Annotated in this window: 24 protein-coding genes and 1 pseudogene; 14 read left to right on the top strand and 11 right to left on the bottom strand. The window is 56.5% G+C overall.

Features of this window, described 5'->3' with window-relative positions; translation table 11 throughout:
• Positions 1 to 127: 127 nt before the first annotated feature.
• Positions 128 to 994 carry a ParA family protein gene (locus tag B4V06_RS07305; protein ID WP_498168715.1) on the top strand — a complete coding sequence of 289 codons (867 nt, stop codon included), beginning with the start codon at positions 128 to 130 and terminating at the stop codon, positions 992 to 994.
• Positions 987 to 1,376 (top strand): DUF8115 family protein, encoded by a 390-nt coding sequence (locus B4V06_RS07310; protein WP_310931009.1) that lies wholly within the window; start codon positions 987 to 989, stop codon positions 1,374 to 1,376. The genes B4V06_RS07305 and B4V06_RS07310 overlap by 8 nt, the downstream gene beginning before the upstream one ends.
• A gap of 697 nt (positions 1,377 to 2,073) precedes the next feature.
• On the opposite strand, the gene B4V06_RS07315 is transcribed toward B4V06_RS07310, so the two are convergent.
• The 3 genes from B4V06_RS07315 to B4V06_RS07325 form a co-directional block, all read right to left on the bottom strand.
• On the bottom strand, positions 2,074 to 2,655 hold the full coding sequence (locus B4V06_RS07315) for a Cap15 family cyclic dinucleotide receptor domain-containing protein (protein ID WP_498168718.1): 582 nt from the start codon (positions 2,653 to 2,655) through the stop codon (positions 2,074 to 2,076).
• Positions 2,656 to 2,705: 50 nt separating this feature from the next.
• Positions 2,706 to 3,620, bottom strand: a complete 915-nt coding sequence (locus B4V06_RS07320) for a nucleotidyltransferase domain-containing protein (protein ID WP_498168720.1) — start codon at positions 3,618 to 3,620, stop codon at positions 2,706 to 2,708.
• Positions 3,621 to 3,768: 148 nt separating this feature from the next.
• Positions 3,769 to 4,401: a hypothetical protein gene (locus tag B4V06_RS07325; protein WP_498168723.1), complete on the bottom strand. Its 633-nt coding sequence runs from the start codon at positions 4,399 to 4,401 to the stop codon at positions 3,769 to 3,771.
• Positions 4,402 to 4,770: 369 nt separating this feature from the next.
• Here B4V06_RS07325 and B4V06_RS07330 point away from each other — a divergent pair, with 369 nt between their 5' ends.
• Positions 4,771 to 5,496: a DUF8102 family protein gene (locus B4V06_RS07330; RefSeq protein WP_498168726.1), complete on the top strand. Its 726-nt coding sequence runs from the start codon at positions 4,771 to 4,773 to the stop codon at positions 5,494 to 5,496.
• Positions 5,497 to 5,573: 77 nt separating this feature from the next.
• Positions 5,574 to 7,328: a hypothetical protein gene (locus B4V06_RS07335; RefSeq protein ID WP_498168728.1), complete on the top strand. Its 1,755-nt coding sequence runs from the start codon at positions 5,574 to 5,576 to the stop codon at positions 7,326 to 7,328.
• 33 nt (positions 7,329 to 7,361) lie between these two features.
• Here the strand turns inward: B4V06_RS07335 and B4V06_RS07340 are convergent, their stop codons facing one another.
• Positions 7,362 to 8,066 (bottom strand): tyrosine-type recombinase/integrase, encoded by a 705-nt coding sequence (locus B4V06_RS07340; RefSeq protein ID WP_498168730.1) that lies wholly within the window; start codon positions 8,064 to 8,066, stop codon positions 7,362 to 7,364.
• Between the two features lie 160 nt (positions 8,067 to 8,226).
• Between B4V06_RS07340 and B4V06_RS07345 the strand changes: the two genes are divergently transcribed.
• On the top strand, positions 8,227 to 8,676 hold the full coding sequence (locus tag B4V06_RS07345; protein ID WP_498168732.1) for a hypothetical protein: 450 nt from the start codon (positions 8,227 to 8,229) through the stop codon (positions 8,674 to 8,676).
• Positions 8,677 to 8,937: 261 nt separating this feature from the next.
• On the top strand, positions 8,938 to 9,657 hold the full coding sequence (locus tag B4V06_RS07350; RefSeq protein WP_498168735.1) for a hypothetical protein: 720 nt from the start codon (positions 8,938 to 8,940) through the stop codon (positions 9,655 to 9,657).
• Positions 9,658 to 9,688: 31 nt separating this feature from the next.
• Here the strand turns inward: B4V06_RS07350 and B4V06_RS07355 are convergent, their stop codons facing one another.
• Complete coding sequence (locus B4V06_RS07355; RefSeq protein ID WP_498168737.1) at positions 9,689 to 9,814, bottom strand: hypothetical protein; 126 nt, start codon at positions 9,812 to 9,814, stop codon at positions 9,689 to 9,691.
• A 39-nt stretch (positions 9,815 to 9,853) separates the two neighbouring features.
• Here B4V06_RS07355 and B4V06_RS07360 point away from each other — a divergent pair, with 39 nt between their 5' ends.
• The 4 genes from B4V06_RS07360 to B4V06_RS07375 all read left to right on the top strand — a co-directional run bounded on the left by B4V06_RS07360 (position 9,854) and on the right by B4V06_RS07375 (position 12,816).
• The gene (locus B4V06_RS07360; protein ID WP_498168740.1) at positions 9,854 to 10,087 is read left to right on the top strand and encodes an SWIM zinc finger family protein; all 234 of its coding nucleotides are present in this window, start codon (positions 9,854 to 9,856) and stop codon (positions 10,085 to 10,087) included.
• Between the two features lie 147 nt (positions 10,088 to 10,234).
• Complete coding sequence (locus tag B4V06_RS07365) at positions 10,235 to 10,606, top strand: hypothetical protein (protein WP_498168742.1); 372 nt, start codon at positions 10,235 to 10,237, stop codon at positions 10,604 to 10,606.
• A gap of 465 nt (positions 10,607 to 11,071) precedes the next feature.
• Positions 11,072 to 12,028 (top strand): phage NrS-1 polymerase family protein, encoded by a 957-nt coding sequence (locus B4V06_RS07370; RefSeq protein ID WP_498168744.1) that lies wholly within the window; start codon positions 11,072 to 11,074, stop codon positions 12,026 to 12,028.
• Positions 12,029 to 12,093: 65 nt separating this feature from the next.
• Positions 12,094 to 12,816 (top strand): hypothetical protein, encoded by a 723-nt coding sequence (locus B4V06_RS07375; RefSeq protein WP_498168747.1) that lies wholly within the window; start codon positions 12,094 to 12,096, stop codon positions 12,814 to 12,816.
• 267 nt (positions 12,817 to 13,083) lie between these two features.
• Here the strand turns inward: B4V06_RS07375 and B4V06_RS07380 are convergent, their stop codons facing one another.
• Complete coding sequence (locus tag B4V06_RS07380) at positions 13,084 to 14,052, bottom strand: hypothetical protein (protein ID WP_498168750.1); 969 nt, start codon at positions 14,050 to 14,052, stop codon at positions 13,084 to 13,086.
• An 818-nt stretch (positions 14,053 to 14,870) separates the two neighbouring features.
• Here B4V06_RS07380 and B4V06_RS07385 point away from each other — a divergent pair.
• Together B4V06_RS07385 and B4V06_RS07390 are read left to right on the top strand one after the other, a co-directional pair.
• Positions 14,871 to 15,257, top strand: coding sequence for a DUF8105 family protein (locus B4V06_RS07385; protein ID WP_498168753.1), 387 nt, complete (start codon positions 14,871 to 14,873; stop codon positions 15,255 to 15,257).
• A 5-nt stretch (positions 15,258 to 15,262) separates the two neighbouring features.
• Positions 15,263 to 15,592: a DUF8158 family protein gene (locus B4V06_RS07390; RefSeq protein WP_498168755.1), complete on the top strand. Its 330-nt coding sequence runs from the start codon at positions 15,263 to 15,265 to the stop codon at positions 15,590 to 15,592.
• A gap of 132 nt (positions 15,593 to 15,724) precedes the next feature.
• On the opposite strand, the gene B4V06_RS07395 is transcribed toward B4V06_RS07390, so the two are convergent.
• Positions 15,725 to 16,246, bottom strand: coding sequence for a hypothetical protein (locus B4V06_RS07395; protein WP_498168757.1), 522 nt, complete (start codon positions 16,244 to 16,246; stop codon positions 15,725 to 15,727).
• A gap of 580 nt (positions 16,247 to 16,826) precedes the next feature.
• Between B4V06_RS07395 and B4V06_RS07400 the strand changes: the two genes are divergently transcribed.
• Both B4V06_RS07400 and B4V06_RS07405 read left to right on the top strand, forming a co-directional pair.
• A complete protein-coding gene (locus B4V06_RS07400) occupies positions 16,827 to 17,906 on the top strand; it encodes a transcription initiation factor IIB (protein ID WP_498168759.1) in 1,080 nt (359 codons plus the stop codon).
• Positions 17,907 to 18,100: 194 nt separating this feature from the next.
• A complete protein-coding gene (locus B4V06_RS07405) occupies positions 18,101 to 18,724 on the top strand; it encodes a hypothetical protein (RefSeq protein ID WP_498168761.1) in 624 nt (207 codons plus the stop codon).
• Between the two features lie 14 nt (positions 18,725 to 18,738).
• Here the strand turns inward: B4V06_RS07405 and B4V06_RS07410 are convergent, their stop codons facing one another.
• The 4 genes and pseudogenes from B4V06_RS07410 to B4V06_RS07425 all read right to left on the bottom strand — a co-directional run.
• Positions 18,739 to 18,906 carry a DUF1931 domain-containing protein gene (locus B4V06_RS07410; RefSeq protein ID WP_498168763.1) on the bottom strand — a complete coding sequence of 56 codons (168 nt, stop codon included), beginning with the start codon at positions 18,904 to 18,906 and terminating at the stop codon, positions 18,739 to 18,741.
• A 200-nt stretch (positions 18,907 to 19,106) separates the two neighbouring features.
• A complete protein-coding gene (locus B4V06_RS07415; RefSeq protein WP_498168765.1) occupies positions 19,107 to 19,334 on the bottom strand; it encodes a DUF8139 family protein in 228 nt (75 codons plus the stop codon).
• On the bottom strand, positions 19,331 to 21,055 hold the full coding sequence (locus B4V06_RS07420; RefSeq protein ID WP_498168768.1) for a DUF2254 family protein: 1,725 nt from the start codon (positions 21,053 to 21,055) through the stop codon (positions 19,331 to 19,333). Before B4V06_RS07420 ends, B4V06_RS07415 begins: the two co-directional genes overlap by 4 nt.
• Positions 21,056 to 21,219: 164 nt before the next feature.
• Positions 21,220 to 22,040, bottom strand: a pseudogene (locus tag B4V06_RS07425) (hypothetical protein); the annotation flags it as partial.

Below are 22,040 nucleotides of genomic sequence, written 5' to 3' on the forward strand. Positions count from 1 at the left end.
GTCTTGAACGGTACTAAAAGGAGGACTCCAATATTCTATAGGATTAGCTATAGTGGATAGAGCACCAGTGTCTGACGTAGTTTTAAGCCTACAGGCTTCACTATAGGAGATACTATAGGACACCACGATGAGCGATACACTGCGCGCCGCCGCGTTTCTCGACAAAGGCGGTACCGGGAAGACGACGACCGTCGCCCACCTCGGCGTCGCCCTCGAGGAGCTGGGCCACGAGGTCCTGCTCGTTGATCTCGCCGGGAAGCAGGGCGATCTCGCGAAGCACTTCGGCGTCTGGGGGGACTACCAGGCGCGGATCGAGGCCGACGAGGCATGGCCGAATATCAGCACGGTCTTCGACGACGCCTGGGGCACGATCGCCGAGAAGCTGGGCGATGACACTCTTGCTGATCTCGTCGTTCCGACTGCTGAGGGACCGGACCTCATCCCGGCCCATCCCGGCCTCGACACCCTCGACGCCGAACTCGGGAATATCGACGATGCCCGCGAGCGCTACAGTCGTCTCGAACAGTTCCTCGACGAGTACGTCGACCCGCTCGGCTATGACGTCGTCTTGGTTGACCTCCCGGGAATGACGAATAACGTCGCCTACAACGGACTGTGGGCCGCCCGTCACGTCATCACGCCCGTCGAGATGGGGCCGTTCGAGGCTGAGCAGGCTGATGCGCTACGCCGCGACCTCGGGAAGATTGCCGACAATTTCGCCGTCGACATCGAGCTCGCGCTCGTGCTCCCGAACAAGGTCGATACCCGAACGAATCTCGCCGAGGAATATTTGGACGCGTTTGAGTCGGAGTATCCGGACGCTATCGCGCCCGACTACGTCCCGTATTCGCAAGACATTCGGAACGCTGCGGACCGCGGCCAGACTGCGTTTGCGCTCGAAGAGCCGTCGACGACAGCACGCCGGGCCCGTGAGGCGTATCTCGCTGCCGCTGAAACGCTTGTCGAACGGCTCGGAGGTGAACACCATGGCTGAAGACGACGACGATCTCGCGGCCCTTCGCGAACAAACGTCCCATGGTGACCGAATCGAAGAGGCGGCTGCCGAAGACGCGAAGCGCGATCTCGTCGAGGACATCCTCGATGAGTTGGGGGCTATCGACGCCGGCGACAAACAGAAGACTATCAGCGTGTGGGATGGGCCTCTTGCGGCATTTATTCGCGCACTTGAAGAGAATCCTGACCGCTTGGAGGAAGTCGGCCACGCGCTTCAGCGTCAGCTCGATCTCGAGGAGGGGGCCGTCGATCGGAGTGAGATCCTTCGCCTTGCACTCCGTCTCGGGTTCCAGGAGGCAGCTCCCAAAGAGTTCGAGGCAGTTCGGGAGGCGGCCCGCGAACAGGCGACCAAGGGCCTCTAAGCTATAGCTTTCCCTATAGAGAAACCTGTAGCGTCCTCTCGCTATTCCGTATAGCGACATATGATATATCGGACCGATTGTAATCACCGTGAGCGGTTTGGCGTGGACCTATAGCTATCTCTAATGTTATTCCTATAGGAATCAGTATAGCTGCTGTCCGTTCCAGCAGCTCCCCCTCACGTGGCGTATCGAATGCCTATCGTTGAGATCGATGCCAGCGCCAGGCGATGGACAGTGCTCCGATTGCGGTTACTCCGGATACGATGGTTGAGTGGCTGAGAAAGCCAAAGAGATCGGGCGCGATGAACCGGAGCCCGAAGGCGAAGTCTCAGATGAGCGCGTAGTCTATCACGAATAGGAGGGCTGCGTATCCGGCCTGCCTGTAGCACTTCGACAGGCCGAATGATATCGAAGTAGGCGAGACTGTGGCGGAGGACATGAGGATGGACGTCCTGGGGGTCACCGCGCCCGAAGTCCCCATTCTCGTATTTGTAGGGACGGATGTCGGCTTCGACCGCAGCGCGCTTGACCAGATTCCGGACTGATCGCGTCGTGATCTGCTCTTTCTGGCGGCTTGGTAAGAGGTAGGGACTCTCTTTCCATCGGTTGTCGAGATAGCTGTTCAGGGAGCGCTGTGTATTCAGCAGGACTGCTGAAACATATCACCTACTGAGTGTTTAAACAAGGCCGAGGTTGCTTATTCAGAAACCCGAGTGAATCGCATCGTTCCGTGATTGTTCCGTTGTTCGTCGGTGTAATATTCGCCCTCGAGTATGTCGTCCCCTTCTGCACTTTGAGTATATCGCAAGGTGTTGGTACCCTCATGCATACTGAGTTCGTCGGCAGTTTCCCCGATTGGTCTGTTGACGTACGTGAACAGCAATTCGGGATCGCTCTTGTGTGTTCGAAACGTCGCGCTCGTGCTTTCTGATCGGGATGAACCGGGGTTCAGTACTGTAACTTCGATGCTTGACCAGTTCTGTGCAATCGACATCTGCGGCTTTTCTTCGTCAGAATGCCCCCCATCCGGCCGTCGCTCGTCATCGGTACTGCCGTGGTTGTAGGAGGAATTGATCTCCCCGACCCATTCTCCGTTCAAATCTGGCGGTGAAGTGAACCATCGCATGATCGGCCATCGCCAGAAGTAGTGGTCGAATCCCAAATAGAGAGCGGTGAAGACGGCGAACGCAGATATCCCGCCAGCCTGAAATCCGAACTGTCGTCCGAACGTCTGTAAGAGAGCATTCAACCCACCGGTAAGAATGACTGCACTAAACATTAGCACTCCCACAGTCTTCCAGCGGCGGGTATGAGTGGCGTACGGGTGCATTACCAACTGTCCCAGAGGGTCTCCAGTCCGGTAATATAGCGTTGGGCGTCTCGTTTATTCCATCGATCCGGATGCGATTGGTCGAAAAGCTCGCGAAGCCCGCACTGTTCTGTGAACGAGTCGAGGCTGGCTCCTTTCAGGTGTCCTACGATATTCTGGTATCTCGTTCTCGTGTTGCCCTTGAAGTGGCGGTCAGGGACATTCGAGAGGAGACACTCGATATAATAGGACGGCGCAGCGTCATCGCTAATAATCCGTTCCTCACGCATCTTATTTCGAACATTCTTGAACATCCGAATGGTCGCTTTATAGTTTCCATTCGTCCGCTCTGAGCTGTTTTTGTTCTCACCGGCGGTCTTGTGAAGCTTTGAGTAATTGATGATCGTCGGGCCGCCATCTCGCGTTCGGAAGTTCATCCCTTCGTCGTAGTCCTGATCGTCTTTCCCGTGGAAGTAGTTGTAGTTGCGATGCACGACGCACGGGACGACGTCGGCGTCTACCGGGATCGGGGCGTCGTCGCTCTTCACTTTGATAGCCTTCGAACCGGCCTCGATGTCACCTCGACTGAACCGCCGGTAAAGCGATGTTCTAACGTCCTCGTAGAAATCACGGCCGGTGTAATCGGCGTCGACGTAGGCTTCGTTATAGGCCTGTCTCTGCTCTTTGGGTAGATCGCTAAGGTCGGACCGCCACGTTGACTTGAGTCTGACTACGATGTCGACATCGCTGTCGCCGTAGATATTGGTGTGGTTGGCGTACGAGCCTTGGAGATATATCTCCCAGTCGTGGTCGTGTTGGCTCAACGCAGATCGGTCAGACTTGAGTGCCCGCTCGATCTTTCCATAGGTCTTCTTGGAGTTCGTTACTGCGCCCTGTTTCGTCCATCTATCGAGTTGTCGCTTCGGAATAGCCATCTTTGTCACGCTTCCGGGTTGTTTTCGGTTGGAAGCAACCACTCATACTGGTGGGATGTCCATAACCCTATGCAAACCGCGGTGGAAGTGATACTGCTCGCTGATAGCGAGACTCGTCGACTTAACCACCTGAGAGTGGGCTTGAACCTCATCTCTCGTACTGCTCGACAGCCCACTCGGTCAGCCGGTATCGGTATGGCATATTGATGATCGAGATCTCCCCGTAGTCATCGCGCTTCGACATCTCATCGTTCTCTTCGATAGCTTCGACCGCCGCATTCAGTTTCTCGAGGCGGTCGCCATCCCGGAGGAACTCCTCTACCGTTTCCGGGATGCGAATGTCGAACCGGTCTGCGACGACCTGTCGGAGTGTTACCCGACCACCATCTGCGACAGCTGGTGTATCCTCGTCGCTTGCGGGATCATCTTCTTCGATATGGTCGATGAGGTTTTCGATCCCTTCGTCGACTGCTTCGTCGACGTTGCCGTTGACGACGCCTTCTCCCTCGTCACGCCATTCTGCAATCACCAGCGTATCGTTGCCGGGCGGAAGGAACTCCTCGACGAGGTCGATCTCAGTCAGGTGTGTCTTGACCGAGGTATCGACGTTGTACTCCAGCTCCAAGTCGAGGGTATCCTCTATCTCCTTCAGCTTGAGCCCGTCGTGGTTGGGCTCAATACCAGCGTCCCACATCGCGTGGGCGATCTCGACCTGCTCTGCGACGCTGTCTGTGCTTCGCTTGCGGCTGTAGATGTATCGCTTAACGTGGGTCTTTGCCATCGTCTTGCGCGTGTCTTGCGTTTTTCGCGTTGGCGTGACCCCCGAACAGTAACCCAATAACTAAGCCGATGGGCTCGAAGTATCTCATCCGGGAAAGTTGGCCTAGCCTCGGGTGCCGGGAATTGCTCCCGGCATCTTCGGGGGCGATTGGTCGTCCGCGTGCATCCCCCGGCTCCCACACTCGACGGATGCACGCGGAGGCGTTCCAACTGTCCTTGAGTCGCATCTCTGTGATGCTCGCTCTCACACACCTCGTTGGACTTTCCTATATCAGCAAGCTTATTAAGGGCTACGGTTGAATCGGACTACTGTCCCGGTCACTACCCCGTATCAATCAACAGAAATCAGATTCATAGGTGAAATCAGACTATGGTTGATGATAGCAATAACCAAGAACACGAAGAGAGAGAAAGGGGAATTTTGACCCCTGCTGACCGCGCGTTTCTTCACGGCGAAAAAGAAGATCTAGCGGAACAATCAAAACGAGATGCGAGATACCGCATCCGAAAGCGAACTCGTGATGGACTCATCGATTTAGGGACGATCTACGAGCATTTGGATGACGATGATCGACAGCTCGTGTTTGAAGAACTTGAGGATGATGAGAGAAGCATCGTGTTTCACGGTGGTATTGCGTTACTTTTCCGAGGTCTCGTCGATATAGCTGACTCGATTAGTGAAGCTACCAGTCAATTTGAAACATTTATTGAAAGTGCGATCACGCGGTCTATTCTTCGTATTGATGACGACTATTTGGTTGATCTCGAGGTAGATATTGATCTCGACTACTACCAGCCAGACCTTGATGAATTGAAGAGAAAATATGAGTTAGGGGAAGAGTCTCCTGAAGAGTTCTATTATCTACTGAGGAAGGAAGAGATTGAACGCGATGCGGAGTTCGCCAAACGACACCTTCGTCATATGCATAACGAGGGCGAGATGACCGATGAATCGGAGGTCGGGTTCGGCATTGAGGAGGGAGATGAGGAACCGACGATGACCGTCTCGTTTGACGATTATGATGATTTTGAGCGGTTCTTGGAAGCGGTCGAGCAAGCGTGGAATGAGACTGCCAACGAGACCGAGGAGGAGTAATTGTTGTTGTTAGATAAGGCTATAATTGAAGCACCCACCTCGGAAAGACATATTTGCCTCCCGTTTGACGACTTCCTATGTGCGCTGAAACGGACTCATCTGAGTTTCTTCAGACTGTTTTGTCGGATGCATCTACATTTGATGAGATTGCAGAAGAGTTTGAAGATGAAGTAACGTGTTATAAGAGATTGCGTGATACTGCTAAAACTGAACTGGCTTCATTCGATGAATATCTAGAATTTTATCCGCAGGCGATTGAAGCAGGCCCCACTGATTTCGTTTTCTATGATCTCGAACGTAACTCTACTAGATCACTAAAGAATATGGTACTACGCACCAGTCAGGCAGGGAAGCGTTTCCCTATATGTAGTTTATCTGAACTACAGCGTCGGATTAAATCTTATCAAAACTTGGGCGTTGAGTCTGTCACTCCTCGCTCTGTTGCGTTTACTGTTCTTGAGCATATCTTTGATAAAGAAGAATCTCAGTCTTATTGCTACGATATTATGAATAGTCTCTTGAGCGAATGTTCTTCTTCGCCGTCTGAAATAATTGAAATCTTCGCTCGTGCCCGGTTTGTTGTCGCGACTGAAACTCTTGATACCGAGGTTGAGGCCTTGGAACACTATCTCCAATCTTTATCGTCCGATCTACCCGATCCACGACCTGATGATGATAGAACGGCTTCAGAACTGTTAGATGCTGCAGAGGAACGAAGCTACTCCGATCCCGAAAAGGTAGAGTTAGTTCGTTCTAGTCTCGCTCGGCAAAGTGAACTTGATGCCCTACAAGAATTTCTTTATCTTGGTGCTCGGGATGTTGTTGAGAGGGATCGACACAAATATCGGGATGATCCGTGGCGTGGCGAACTTCAGTTAGCCCTACGACAATACAATTGCATTACTAATCTGTTCGGAGAACAATTAGACGAGGAGCGTCAAGCTCGGATGGAGTCGTATCGACAGATTGTTCTTGGCGAGTTGCGTTCTGGAGCCAGATGGCAGTCAGAACGTGATCCCAACGATCTTCCCGAGGCTAATTTTTACTCGGCAGCAGGTCATTATCTGTGTGCCGCAAATAGTATCCGTCCAGTTGACTTGCACCGATATATAAAATATCTGAGTAGAGCATTCCGAAATCAGGCAACTGCAACCCATCGCAATGGGGACGGCCCTGACCGGGGATGGTTTCCGAGCCAACAACTACACGAAAATGCTGTTGAATTTATAAGGGAATTCGCCGATAGCGTCTCTGCAGACGAGAGCTTACAGGAAACCATTATAGGGGCAGTTGCATCCCACCGCTTCCGTTCTTACAGAGCGAGTGCTGTCATCGCCTTTGAACGTAGTAATCCGGCTCAGGTTCGTGAATATCTTGATCAGGCGTGGAATACTATTGATTCTGTTCCCCAGTATGTAGGGGGTGATTTGTTAGAGGATATGAAGGTGTTGGCCAATGCACTGGAATCTGAACAGGCGGGCGAATATGAGAGAGCCTTAGAATATTATTCAGAAGTAGATAATCCGAAGCTCGATTTGGACAAGCGTAGAGCTATTGTTGAAGTCAAATCTCGAGTAAGCAATAAAGAATATGATAGGGCGATAAACAAGGCTGAGTCCACATTCGAACCAAATTCACCGATTGTGACTGCAATTCAGATAGTTGCTGGTAGACCTGCCACCTCACCGAGTATCCGATCTTCGCTTGACGAGGTTAGTTGTATTGACGACGAACACAAATGGACTCTTGCTACATACGTTCATTTAATTAGCCAAAGCGAGGATATCTCCTCATTCTCAGATTCTGTGGAGGACTTGCTTTTAGAGCTATAAATCTGTGTGAGTTCTTCTGTAAGGTAGTCCTTTTCAGATTGTTCGGAAGTGGTCGTATTTCCGGAGAGTCGTCTGCAGGCTGGCGTGGCGGAGCCGGTTCCGGACGAAGTAGATGTCGAAGCGGCCGTCGTCGCTGTCGTGCTCGTGGAGGAGCCGGTAGGCGAGGCTGTGGCGGAAGACGTGGGGGTGGATGTCCTCTGGGTCGCCGCGGCCGAACTCGCCGTTCTCGTCGTACCTGAACGGCTGCACGTCGGCCTCGTGAGCGAGCCGCTTGACGACGTTCCGGACGGAGCGGGTCGTCATTCGGTTGGACTGGCGCGAGGGGAAGAGGTAGGAACTGTCCTTCCAACGGCTGTCGAGGTAAGTGTTGAGCGACCGCTGGGTGCCGAGCGTGCCGTCGACGTCCAGTTCAAGATGGTGGGAGCGGGGCCAGTCGTTGCGACCGTTCCCGGACTGCTTCTGGACATGCTTCGGGAGGTACAGCTCGCCGGCGTCGCGGAGGTACATCTCCGTGGTGAGCTGGGTCAGTTCCTCGTTGCGGAGGCCGGTGTCCGCGAGGAGCGTGATAATGGCCTCGTTCCGGGCCCGCAGGTACTTGGCGCCGGTGTCGGTGGCGGCGTCCCGCATCGCGTCGACCTGCTCGGGGGTGAGCCAGACACGGGCCTGCTCGTTTTGAGTTTCCGAATTCGTTGACTCGCTCATCTCTTTAAATGGCTCGTGGTGCTGGTTGGGCCGCATGGCCCTTTGAGTTTCCGACTTCATTAACAAAGTCGGAAACTCACTCCACCACCGCATATATCCACTATCCTCGAACTTCAAACTCAGGACAAACATTACAATCTACTCTATCGAATTTTCAGGGAAAACTATTTATCATCGGCTATTGAATTGTGAGGTGATGCCTGGGACGATCAACCTGGATGAAGACCTCTACCGAGAACTCGGTCAGTACGGAAACCGGGATGAGTCGTGGAATGATATCGTGGCGAGGGTGCTGGAACACCTCGACGAGGACGCTGCCCGGGAGGATCGGGAGAACCGTACCACCACCTTCAGTCGCGAGCGGCCAGAGCAGGGTGGCAACCCTGCGGTTCGAGCGCTGGACGATGGAACCGAGGTACGCCATCGATACAACCGGGGGGAGTACGAGGACGCCGAGGCGACCGTTCGAGGGGGACACCTCGAGTACGACGGGGAGCTGTGGAGTCCGTCGGGAGCGGCCCGCGAAGCAGATCGGGACATCCGGGGAACTGATGCGCGCGATAGTGGGTATCGTGGGCCGACATGGTGGGAGTACCAAGACGAGAGTGGGGAGTGGGTCCCGCTCAACACGGCAACCTCCGAGTAGGCCGACCGACCCGCCGTATTCTGTACATTTTACTGGTAGACTAAGACGCCAGGACAGCCACAGAGCCTGCCGCCATTTCTGGTTCGTACTGATCGAAGAGTTTTCCGCAGAGACGCGCTCTTTTTCTAAGATTTTTCTAGATCGGGAATTCTATTTCTCTATTCAGAGAAAGACTTATATGTAAATATTCTCTTAGCAGAAAGTGACGGTATGTCTCGGTAGAGAAGAACTGATACACAAATCAGAATGGAGGGAACACGAATGACATACTACCCCAACCGAAACGACGACATCGAAAAGAAACGTGAATTGGCCGAGGCGTTCCTCGAGAACCCGACTCGTGACGCATTCGCAGAGCTAGTCGCCCACGACGGCTTCTGGGCGACCGAGCCTCGCCGAAGCATCGACTACTACGTCGACGATATCGTGTTCGACGACCAGACGCCCAAGGAGGTTGCCACCACAGTCGAGCAAGCACTCGAGAATACGGACTTGCTCGAGGATGTGCTGGAACTCGATGGCTTCGGCTGGGCTACTGCGACCGAGCTCCTCCACGTCCTCGCGCCGGACACCTACGCGATCCTCAACAAGCGTGCGGTAGCTGGGATGGAGGGCCTCGGTTACGACGCTCCCAACAGGCAGACGGCGTCCGTTGAGGAGTACTGGGACTTTGTCGATGATGTGCGGGAGGCGTACGAGAAGTACGATCTTCGGGCGGTGGTCAACGAGTCCGAGTCGGCGCCAGACGTCCCCGCGGCTGCGGCAGATCTTGAGGCAGCGGACGCCTCGTTTAACGCCCATTATGATGACGACGCCTTCGACATCGATCTTGAGGAATTACGTGAGGAACAAGCCGGTGGCAGACAGCTCGAAGTGCCCCGCGAGTTGTGGGAACGGATCGATGAGAAAGTCGCAAGCGACCCAACGTACCGGGATGTAGAGGACTTCCTCTACTCGGCTGTGCGGAATGAATTGAACTAACTGGTCAACGCCGATTACTGATGCTGACCGATCACGACAACGATTCGTTCTCTTTGCGTGCTTTCGCCGTTGTCGTCAGCACCCATTTGTTGGCAGCGTTGCGCCAGCCCATCGGCTCGTACGCACGTCCGCGGCTCACGTCGTCGCTCTCGATCACTGCCGTAACCACGTCATCGAATCGGACGATCCGCTCGATATGATCCGTGGGATCCGTGAGCGCATCCTCGAGGGGTCCCTCGACGTCTACTGCAGCTGCGGCGACTGCACGAAGCGTTGTCGGCATATCCTCGGGGTCCTCCTCGCCGCCAGCCTCCGTCTCGTCGGTCTCATCTGGATCGACGTCTTCGGGTTCTCCGCCGTCAGCGACCGACTGAGTCTCGTCGTCGCCGGCGTCTTCGGAGTCCAGCGCTTGGCTTTCTTGCTCATGTAGGTCCTCGAGGAACCGCGAGATCTCTTCGTCGAGGAGTGGCAGCATCTCTCTGTTGTTCGGGTCGAAGAACGCCTGTCCAGTCCGCTCATGTAGAATGAACCGACCGCCCCCTTGTGAGACTTCGTCGACGACGTTGATTCCTTCGAGATGGTCAAGGAGTCTGTCCACGCCGTATTCGAGCCGGTCGCCGAGGATCTCTTTGAGATCGCTCGTGGGGACCACACGGTCATTGGTCTCGAAATACTCGTTCGCGTAGAGCCAATTCGCGAGCGCGATCATGCTCTCGCAACTGTCGAGATGGCCCTTCTCGTCGCGGATATACTGTTCGAGTCGGTCAGTGTCGTCGGAATCGCTGGTACTCATTGTGTAGTGTGGTGGGTTCTCGATCACTACGGGTGGCAGTTCCTCGGCGTGAGTCCGGGTTCTGTTCGAGAAGTAGGCGTCCACGGCACTCTGAGCGGGCTCTCACCGGACGGCGTCGCATTCTCAACGGCCTACCCTAACGGAGGTTCTGTCTGAACTTAATGGTTTTCCACCTTATTCTCTGTATTACTATTGTCTTATACACAGCAGGTATATCCTGAATACCCTAAATAAGCTCGAGTAAGCGATCTTTACCCGAGATATCTGGATACAGATCTCTTAGAACAAACGTATTGTATCAAGATATTGTAACAGTCGCTCTCATATAATCAATTCATTCAGCTCTTCGTCAGTTTTCCTAGCTCCGATTCACCCCCTGGTTTCGGGGATATCCTGCGAATAAGGCGCTAAAACAGGATTTCACAATCGGAATTCTCTCCGCTAGTAGACGGGGTTATCCCGATTATGATCGAGTGTGAGACTTCTCCGCCCCAGAGAGTACAAGTTCCATGCGGTCCTATCACTCACTAATGTCGTCCTCCAGGTATCGACGCTCTACAGGACTGTGGGCCAGTTCGGACAAGACGAGGCGTCCCGGCCATCAAGAGGGAGGTCATACCGATGCTCAATGAACACATTCCCGATTGGGAGACAGTTCCCGAGGCGCTTCGCAAACGCGAGCAGTGGGTCTGCTGGCGTGCAGTTGACACTGATGACTCAGCAGACGGAATTTGGCTTACACCGATCGACCCGGCCACTGGCGAGCGCGCAACCTTTGATGATGAAATGACCTGGGGAAGTTTTGAGGATGCATACACCGCGGCAACGACTTCCGAGATGGATGTCAACGGACTCGCTTTCTACCCGACTCGTGAGGACCCATTCACTGGCGTCGTACTCGGCAGCTGTCGCGACCCAAAGACGGGCGATCTCGATGACTGGGCCCAGACGGTGATTGAGACGCTTGATTCCTACACCGAAATTGTATCTGGCGGCCAAAGCATTCGGATTATCGTTGCGGGGCAGCCACCGAGTTGGACCTCCGGGCCGATCAATATCTGTGATGCGGAGTTCCATATCCCAATCACGGGCGAGCAGTTGTCGTCGACATCGGCGACGATTACCGAGCGGACGGCGGCACTCCGGGCCGTCTACAAGGCATGGAAAGGAGCTACCGACCCAGCCGAAGCTGCAGCCACGCTGTCTGCCGTCGATATTCAGGAATTCGGTGGACTACCATCAGAGTCTGGTGTCGACGTTGATTTGAGTGATACCACCGTCATCGAACGGGCACAGTACGGGCCCGCTGGTGACGTCTTCCGGCGGTTATGGACTGGCAGTAGTGTAGGGTATGCGAGTCAAACAGAGGCTGACGTCGCGTTCTGCAGCCAGCTTGCGTATTGGACTGGTGGTGATGGCGAACAGATGGAACAGCTGGTTCGACAATCGGATCGACATCGGGCCAGGTGGGTGCGTCTTGTTTCAGAGGATACGCTGTACGACGAGCGAACTATCGAACAGGCACTCGAGCTTGTCGACGATTACCACGATCCCCAGTCAGAACCTGGTAGGCTTTGAGAGCTCTCCGGATCCCGATTCAAAAAGCCGGTAAGATTGTACGTCGCGGCCTTGAGTGACTGAGTATGAAATTCAGCGGTGAGATCCTCGTTGAGCACACACATAGCGAGGTCAAAACACATTGGCTCGAGCGAGCTGGGCCTCAATTAGTTCTTGATATCGACGACGCCGAACTATTGGATGAAGAAATCGAGAACACGATTGAACAGTACATAGCAGACACGGGGATACATTACGTGGATGAGTTCGCCAGCGGTGGTGACTGGGTGACCTGCCAATTCGGACGAGTTGAAGTTCCTATCGATAGTTGGCATTGCAAGATTACAGGTACTAACTGTCCGATCCAAGCAAAAATCGATCTAACCGACAAAGAGCGATTCCTCCATGGATGTAACATAGAAGCCTCTGAGGAGACTGTCCAAGCGAAGTATGATCGCAGCCCAGAAGAGTTCAAGGAAGACATCTGGGACACTGTTACTGACGGTGATTATGAGGGTCATCATCACCATCCAGGAACTGCGCCCTGCTCTTTCTGTGAAGACGCTAACCGACGTGACTCGTATTATCTCCCTTGGGAAATGACCAGACTAACTGACCATCTCGGTGATTACGAAGATGCTAGAACGTCTGTAGAACTTGTTCAGGAGGGTATTGCGTACAAATTGGGGAATGCTATTTGTTCAACGTGTTTCGTCTCTCTGGAAGAGTCTTACCCGTCAGTCGATTTCAGTGAGTATGGGCTTGACTTGAATATCTATGATACGGTTGAATATACGTTTGAGCCATAGATCCAACGCAGCAATTTGTGCGATCCGTCAGGGTATATTCTAGTATTTTTACCACTCCGGATTTGAACCTCCGTAAATTAGTCCCGATCTGAGAGTGGGCATTTACACAGGTGTTTCAGGACTATTCTGCAGGTTCTGGGTACTGAAACACTCTCGAACCGGTGGCTCTCACCTCTGTAAATCTCCGCGATTATTAGGGGGGTAGTGAGGGTTGGTTATTCTGCGAGAGAGGTGTCTAGGTGAGGTATGTTCGAGAGGTGAGAGGTATCAGGAGTGGGTGGTGGATGTCGATGTCGCGAGGTGGGTACGAGCGGCGTCGTCGTAGTGGCGGCCGTACCAGCCGGTGATCGTGTCGATCCGGTCGATGCCGGGACAGTGGTAGTCGGCGTCGGTGTGGCTCTGGTCGAGGTAGCGGTTGCCGACCTGGATGCTGTAGTTTTCTGGCGTATCGAACGGCGCGTTCGCGATCCGGCAGTCGACGTCGTCGGCCTCGTGGAGGCGGTTCAGCGTCTCGAAAGCAGTTTCTCTGTTCTCGAAGATCCAGAGATGCTGTCGCTCCGACTGTTCGGCGAAGGTCGCGAACTTCGATCGGGGCATCGCCCGGTCGTGGTGGTCAGTCAGCACTTCGGCTTCCCAGGTGGTACCGTCGACTGCGGTACTCCGAACATCCGGCTGGGCCTGCCCCTGTTTGCCGGGATACAGCACGACGGAGCGTCCCTGCTGGCGCCAGACCGTGGCCACGGCGGCGACGCCGGTACGGTGGAGGAGCGATTCGTCCCAATCGCCGACGAGACCAGTGTCGGCCTCGAGCTGGTGCCGTGGGAGGTCGTCGGCGTCGAACAGGCCGGCGAAGAGCGTGTCCATCGCGGTTCGGGCGGTCCGGGCCGGTGTCCACCGAACCTTGCGCCGGAGGATATACTGCTCCGTGAGCCACGGCTGTGACTCCTCGCTCTGGCCGTGGTGTCGGTCGTCGACGAGCGTCGGCGACGTGGCAGGGGCCTGCAGGTCGGTGAATACGGCTTCGTATCGTTGCTCCCACTCCGCGTCGGAACAGCCGAGGAGCGTCTGAAGGTCCGGCGGACGGTGCCACCCGATGTGATAGCGCTGGTTGTCTCGCTCCAGCACGGCGCCGTTGTACCACTGCGCGATCGTCCAGAGAATATCGAGCGTCGGCGGGGACCAGTCCTCGAGGACGTCGTCAGCTTGTGTTCGGGCTTCTGGTGGTGCGTGATCCATCGGCCATCGCCTCTACTACTCCTTTGTGCGCTGTGGTCTTCAAATTCCGTCCTACTCGTGAGGTGAGCCAGGCCTGTACACCGATCGTGACTGACATTGAGTCCTCGCCGGTTCCGCTTCTCAGATGGATCGCCGGCGACAAAGCTTCGGAAACAGTGGAGGGGGTAGATTATTAACCAACAGACTCTGTTTTCGATTCGGATTGTTGGTTAACGCCCTGTACGGGCCTACTACCGAGTTCGGACTGTGAACGAGTGTCCTCTCAGGATATCGAGAGGATGGGTTGTAGTGCTGTCTCGCTTGTACTGAACCCCCGTCGGGCAATTTTGAGTGGGTTCAACGTCCCGAATTCGCGGGAATCGGGGTTTGTTTCGATGTGATCCGGGAGCGCACGGCCATCCAGCGAGGCATTCTTGACACAGATTCATTTGTGGCACTCATCAGTACTCCCCGAATTTCCCCCGTTTACCCCGTGGTCGAGCAATTTTAACGAAATAGTGGTGAGGCGGTAGCTCGTCGAGGTATTTCCTATCGCCTCAAATCGGCCCGACGGGGTTCTTCTGCGATTTGAGCGCGTTATATCGCCTTGCATATCGCGGGTTTCGTCCAAAGAAAGGGGCGATATGCAATGTGCGAAGGCCGCCGGCTCTCTCCGGCCGAGGGGCCATCTGTGGAGTCCTGACTTCCAAGATGTATCAGTTTGAGAGAACAGTCTTGTGTACTGAGTCACCGAGGTAATTGTCGTCCCAACGACTTGCTCGGGTATCGGGATCGGGTCCTCGACAACACCATTTGTGAGTCTGTCTCGTGGGGCCCCGATGTTGATGACGGTGGCGCGCATCCCGTGGGATATGGACTGTCCTGCGTGCGGTGGCCCGGTCACGCTCGAGGTCGGGCCGGATCGACCACCGTCGACGTCACTGTCCGACGCGGTTCTCGATGCTGCTGAAGACGAGCGTCTCGACGTCGTCAGGACGTGCTGGGACTGTGGGTGGCAAGAGGAGCGCCAGCTCCGCGTTGAGGCAATCGATACGACCGCCGGCGATGCAGACGCAATCGAGCGTGCCCGTCTTCTAGAGGCGATCACCGAGGAACTCGAAGCCATCGAGGCTCTCGGAACGCTGGAGGACACGCTCGCGGAGGTTCGTCGACAGCGACGGCTGGAGCCAGCGGTGGAAGACACGAACGAGAATGCGACGGAGTAAGTATGATGACCGACGCTGAGCCCCTCTATGACGTTCGTGAGCGCACCGGGAACCCCGAGCATCCATCGGTTGATGACGTCGTCGACCTCGTCCTCGAGCGAGCAGAGCACCCACGAGCGGACCACCAAGACGCCCACCTAGACGAAGTGATGGCGACTGTTGTCGACAGATATGGCTCGGAGGCTGTCCGGACTATTCTCCATCGGATTCTCGTTGAGGAGTATCCGTTTCGAACTGCGACGGCGGACCTCGACGTCGACAACGTCGACGGCGTCCGAATCGGGACGGCGGCCGGCCAATTCCTTGCAGAGCTGAACGCGCGACAGGACGATTGAAATTGATTCCTGCCGCAGCGTCCGTGGGATGCTTCTGACAGTGCCGACGGTAGCGTTGGTTGTTAGCAAATCCTGTAGTGATTCCTATAGCCCCGAATACGGCCATTCACCGCGATATCCCCTGTCTTCGTCCTACAATAGGTATGGGACATAGGGACCGAAGGCAATGAGCAGCCCACTCAGTACGTGGGGCCACTCGTTCGACAGCTTCCAATTCTCGATCAGCAGATGCAGGTACCACATACCGACCACGAGCAGGAGGCCGGTAGTCTGGACAACGACGAACGGGAAGGGCTCCACCAACTGGGGAATGACGACGTCAATCAGGAGGCCAGCGCCGACACCGACGCCGAGAATAATCAGGAGTGCCCGTTCCTTGCTCTGGAGTGTCTGCCGACTCCGGAACGAGATGTCGCTCGTACTGTAGGCGAAGTGTGTAATCATCCCGGCGGCAATCCCCTTCAGTGCCATCACCAGCAACTGTCGGAGCTGCGTGAATCCGTCAAGTGATGCCAGGAGTTGATCCAGAGCCCGGACATCGACGAGCACAACGAGGACGACGATGGAGCCAATCCCGAGCGGCCAGACGTGTTCGGGGTCGATGTACTCACTGTCCGCAGCCCACGACATAATCGCATCATAGAGGCCAGACATTCGGGTGCCGATAGCCAGCCCGCAATTGTAAAGCATCATCGTCGAAAGCCCTCGGCCGCTCGACGCCCCGCGACCCACGCTGCGCGCCCCGTGCCTGCGGTGCTTGCGGGGTCGGGGGACAATCGAGACGGCCTCGCCCTTTCTGAGTCCGCCAGGTAGTGGCCTGCTTCCTCATCAACGATATCGGCTGTCCGGTGTGTCTCGAACGGCTCGCGCCGCTCGCCGCTGCCGCCCTCCGCGTCGCTCGCGACCGACCATTCCGGGCGGTCTGCCTGCAGTAGCGGGCGGACTGCCGGGCTAAAGTGAATGTGCCCTCGACGCCAGCGGGAAAGCGCGGGGGGTTGCGCGGCGTCGCTGCTCACCCCCCACGCTTTCTCCGCTGGTCGCTCGCTCCGAGCGGGTCGGCGCGCGGCGCTGGTTGTGTTCCTCCGTGCGGGCGCGCTCTCGCTCGCGCCCGGTAGGGCGCTCGCGAAGGCGCGAGCGAGAGCGCGCAGACGGCTCTGTCGGTCGTGACGTCGAGGAAACCGCGGTTTGGGGCCGCGGTGTCGGGCGCTGTGGTGAGCGCCTTCAGGAGACTGCAATGTCGAGTAACAACGCGAGCGAAAAGACGGTTTCGGACGGACAGCATACGACCACCGAAGAACGCGGTCACGAACCGACGGTCGAACACGAACCGTCGGGCCGGTCGGCCTGTCCCGAGTGTGAGGGCCAGGTGATCACCGAAGACGAGCAGTCATTCTGCACGGACTGCGGGCTGATCGTCGCCGACGAGTGGGTGAACCTGAGCCCGACGCTGAACGACCTGGGCCTGGTTGGAGACGCCGACCAGAGCATCGAGACAGTGGACCCGCTGCGGACGGACAAGGGCCTGCACACGAAGATCGGGCGGAACACTGACGGTCGCGGTAATCCCCTGAGCAACGAGCAGTGGGAGAAGGTCCAGCGCCTCCGGAAGTGGCACAAGCGGATGCAGTTCGGCGAGAAGCGCAAGCGGACGAAGCGGCTCAACGAGGGGCTGCGGGACGTCGAGATGATCGGCGGCAACCTGAGCTTGCCAGACCACGTCGTCAAGATGGCGGCACAGTTCCTCCGGAGCGCCTCGGAAGCGCGGCTGCCGGGCGGCCGGATGGCCTGGGAGGCACTCGCCGGCGGCGCCGTCCTCCTGGCCGCGCGGGCCTCATCGGTCAACCGGGACGAGATCGACGTCGCGGTCGCGACGCACACCAAAGCGCCCCACGAGCGGGTGTGCGCTGCGGCGCGGAAGATCCGGTGCGAGTGCGGGTTTGACGCGCCGCTCATCAGGCCCAACGCCGTGATGGAGGTCGTCGACGCCCTCGATGACGACGCCATCCCCGGGGCGCGAGCCGTGCGGACGTGGCGACTGGCCCAACACCTGATGAAACTCGGCGACCAGGTGCCGGTTGGGCCGGGAACGCCACGGTGCACCGTCGCGGCGTCAGCGCTGTACGCGGCGGATCGACTGCTCTCGCGCAAGCACCTCACCCAAGAGCAGGTCGCCGTGGCGGCGAGCACGATTGTGCCGACGTCCCGAAACCGGATCGCGCGGTACAGTCGGGAGCTCGTCGACGCCTACGAAGCCGAACACGGCACCGACGACCCGGGTGTCGGCCTTGAAGAGGAACGGGACACCCTGCGCTGAGCGGGGCACTCCCCCGTTTTTATTGGCGACCACCGCCCGTAGACGCCCCACCGCCCCACCCACCGCTCCGTGCTCGCTCCCTGCGGTCGCTGCGCGCGCAGCCACAACCTCGCTAACACCTGTGTAGAGCCTCATCAAGGGGATGGAGACAGTGTGTGGTTTGTCGCATCCAAGAGGGGCGGAGTGAGTGACGAATGAACGCTGTTCCATCGTACACGGTCGATAGAGAGACCGCAGCGACGCTTCGAGAATGGTTGTTCGAGCACGCTGTCGAGAAACACGGCGAGTCCGAGATCTCCGAGCCACTCGCCGAACTGGCAGCTGCCATCGACGGCGTGCTCTACGAGCAGGCAGAGGCCGTCGAACTCGGTGCGTGGGCACGGGCGGGTCCTCTGGGCCACCGAGACACATCACGTGTTGACGGGAGCCCAGTCGATGAATCCCGATCAGATGACGCACGCGAACCAGCTGGGCCTGATGCTCTCGATATGGGTATCAGCAAGTCAGATCGCATCTACGACACGCTTCCCGATTCGGCCTGGCAGCTCGATCACGATCAGTCCACGACGAACCGGGAGCGATCCCCGAGCGCAACGTCTCACGGCAAGACGACACCGTCAGCGAACCCCCGTACACGACGGCAACACCACCGTCCGTCAGTCCGGTATCGAACCGCGTACGAGTGTTCCGTGTGTCGGAACGTTCGTGAGTTAGAAACCTCGCTTCGAGTCTGTGCGTTCGTCGATGAGTGTCCCAGCTGCGGAGCGGTCGCTCGCTTTACTGCAGGCGGGATTCCCACGCCGCTCAGAAAGGACTGATCGCAACGCGTCAGTTACAGATCGCGCGGCTGGACCGTCTTCCGGTCGTTCGCCTCAGCTCGTCGTGCGGCGTCGTCGAGCAGTTCGGCGACTTCGTCGTCCAGCGCCTCGTAGAAGTCTGCGGAGACGTTGGTGTCGTCGAGTGCGTCCTTCACGGCTGATTTGACAATCAGGTCTGCCATACACCCCAGTTCAGCCATCGTTTACATAAGTGTAGATATTCGATTGCGTCTCTCAACTGTGAATCGTCGGTGTAGCAGGTGATTTGGTGAGGTCCGACAGTATCTTACCAAACAGTAGGAGTGTATAGTAGACATCGGGTTTGGTAAGAGTGTGTTGTCCAAATACAGCCACCGCTTGGACAATTACGTGAGACGATACCTCAGGGTGGCCGGAGATCGCGCCACCGAACATCCGTTTTTGTCCCGTCGTTCAGCTGAACACGGTACAACACGGCATCACGATCATCACCCGTGACGGCGCCGGCGTCGTCCTCTAAGATAGCGATGATCTCGCCGTGTCGCCCGTGGAGCCGGTTGTAGTCCGGATCCGTCTCATCAGGAATATCGATTCGCACACGGTCGCCCTCCTCGAACTGGTGGTTAGTCATTCTCGCTCCCGAAGGTACTCCGTTCGTTCGTGGACGTCTTCCTCGAACTCAACGAGCCACTCCTCGAATGGTGTGTCTTCCTCTTCAGTTCCGAAGAACCGTTCGATCAGTCCTCCGTCTGTGTCATCCGAGGTCGGATCAAAGGTTCGAACTGAGATGTTGCGTCCCTCCGGTTGCTCACCCGCCTTGAGGAGCGCAAATGCCCGATCGACGATGGCTGAATCGTAATCTCGCCTGAGGACTCCAAGGTTGTTCGTCCACCTCCCAAGACGGCCGTCCTCAAGCTGATCAACACGGTAGGCAAGTTGGATCGTCGTAATACAGCACAGCGTTGCCAGGCCATCTATCCCAGCATCAGCGGCACACTCTGTAATCCGCTTCCAGCCGTCATCGATTGACCCTTCGACAAACGGGTACTCCTCTTCCGAGACACGATATCGGAGGACTGTCTGGGTGAAGCTAACGTATTCTCGCCAGAAGTGCCTCAGTGGTTTCGCTTCATCTGGAAGCGTCCACTTTCGATCCTTGGTCGGCGAAATCCAATCGATGTCTTGATTTTCTACGGCAGGACCGTGCCGGTCGATGAGCACCTCGAATATCTCGGCCACCTCTCGGCCGTAATAGTCCCCAACGAGACTGTGCGTGACGTTCGCGTCCGGTCTGCGTCGTAAGAGAAGTCCCATTTGAAAATTCAGTGGGTGGTAGACTGCTCGAAACGTCGAATAGTCGACGTCGTTCGCTGTGGCTTTCGTTAGTTCGAGCAGCACCTCTTTGACTGGGCTCCGAAGCCGATTCCCCTCCCACGTCAAGGGCGCCGCATCGAACGCGTCTCCGAGTCCCTCAGCAGCGTCCTCGACGACGTCAGTAAAGCCGTGGTCGAGCCCGTCGAGAGCGACCGCCTCGACATCGTCGACTACGTCCGAAACCAGGTCGTATTGCTCGTGGGTGTATGCCTGCTCCAAGATCGGCGGGACATACTCCGTGAGGGCCTCAGTCGAAACAGCCGATGCGTACTGGGCGGCGTCTTCCTCGGTGTGCTCGCTCTCGAGGTACTCGAACGTCCGGGTGAAAACCGTTCGAAGTCCGTCGATTCCCTGCTCTGCGGTTTGGTATTCGCCCAGCTCGATGGCTCGAGCAATCGTTCGGTACAGTGGCCGAATCGGATGGACCTCGATTTCGGTGAATTCCGTTGCGGTCGCTGGAAGGTATTCGTCGGGAGCGAGTTCCCGTTCGACCAACACCGAGATGAGATCGTCGGGCGAGCTGCGCTGGATCATTAGCTGGATGAATTGGTAGAGCGCAAACGTAGAGACAGCAGCAAGCGCAAATGCGATTCCGACGACTGCGTTCAGCAGGCGGCTGTTCTGTATCGGGAGCAGATAGACGACCAGCAGGTTGAACGCGATGGCGCCGACGAAGAGCGCGAACGTCGTACGGAACAACGGCTCCTTGACGAACAGCGAGGTGAGGCGGGCCGAATATCGCGTCACAACGAGTTGTAGGGCGACGACAGTCACGGAGAACACGATTGCCAGAACGGAGGCTTCCGCCGTCGCTAAGGTCGTCAATAGCGCCCTGATATTCTCGGTCTGAACACCCGGGTTGAGGAGAGCAGTCAGCGTCGCGACCACCCCCGCCGCGGTAAGCGTGAGGAGGAGATATCGAACTGTGAGTGAATGGGCCCACGTCGAGATTCTCTCTCGCCAATTCCGATTGCTCATAAAGTCAGTCTCATACAGGCTTCCTCACCACCCCTACATAATTCTGTGATGTCTGGTTCTCGTGTCTTACCAAACATAATGCGAGAAAAATTCCGAATTATTTGGTAAGACAACCGTGTTCCGTCAGCCCGGACTGCGATATTGACCTCCGACTAATGCAGCCCTTAGCGACCAATCAACGTACGTAGGAGCGTATGCAGGATCGATTTCTGATTATCCTCAACCATCTCGTCGATCCTCGAATCCACGATCGTTTGATTGACAGCCTGGATGGAATCACTAGGTGTGTCCAGTAACACCGAATAAGCGATGACAACCTGCGCCAAGTACCAGCGAACCTCTTTGAGATACGCCTGAGTCTCATTCGGGCCAGGATAGTCGCCAGACAGCTCCTCAGAGAGACTCGCATCGTTGTGGACAATTCGGTTCCGGATGCGTCGTACTCCCTCTAAGAACGTCCGCACCTCATCAAGGTCACAGCCATCCTGGTTGCGGAGGAGAGCTGCAGCCCGGTTTGGGAGCGTTGAGCCAGGATCACCACGAATAAGCGTGGTTTCGAAGCCGAGAAAGGCATCTACGATCTGGTCTTCGGACGTCGACCGCTCGTACATTCGGTTGAACCGAGTGAGGCACCGATAGAGCGTATTCGACGTCTCATCTTCCAACGTACAGTACGGCCCGATCCGTTGCCAGTGCTCACGAAGGACGTCTTGCTCGGCTTCCGGGAGTTCAATTGAGTCACGGTGGAAGGACTTCCCGCGCTGCCCGAACTCCGGAATGATCACCCGGTCGACGTCGGCGCTGATACCGCGATACGTCTTCCAGGAATCACGGAGAAGATACCCTGGGCCAAGCCCAGCGTACTCTTTCGGGGCCCAAAGCCGGAGTGCCGTAACGACCTGTTTCGCGATCGCGGCCGCTTCGGAAAGCGCTTGATTCCCAGTCCAGCTGAGGTCGAGGCCCGTATGCTCGGAATTGTGTTTCG

It is taken from the genome of Halorubrum sp. B53, assembly GCF_059752395.1.